The sequence below is a fragment of the Pseudomonas sp. SIMBA_067 genome (assembly GCF_046534675.1).
Classification (GTDB): domain Bacteria; phylum Pseudomonadota; class Gammaproteobacteria; order Pseudomonadales; family Pseudomonadaceae; genus Aquipseudomonas; species Aquipseudomonas putida.
In genome coordinates this window covers 1-261 of the sequence record NZ_JAWRYH010000671.1, presented here as the reverse complement: position 1 = coordinate 261, position 261 = coordinate 1, and the positions used below count along the sequence as shown (strand labels likewise).

General features: G+C 47.5%; 1 pseudogene. It reads left to right on the top strand.

Features of this window, described 5'->3' with window-relative positions:
- A pseudogene (locus tag SB765_RS30810) lies at positions 1–261 on the top strand (hypothetical protein); the annotation flags it as partial.

The window sequence follows — 261 nt, the reverse complement described above, 5'->3', positions numbered from 1 at the left end:
GGAGTTACCCAGTAAAAGCAATGCAAACGCTTAAATTTGTAACCGGCCGTGGTGGCTCCCGTGCTTATATTGCGGTAAAAGGCGGTATTGAATGCCCAGAGGTTATGGGTTCTAAATCTACCGATTTAGGGGCAGCCATTGGCGGCTTTAATGGCCGTGCACTGCAAAGCGGCGACGTGCTAGCCATAAGTCCTTATACTAAACCTTGGTTATGTAATAAGGGCGCCCTTACCCCACCTAAACGTAATATTATCCGTTTAC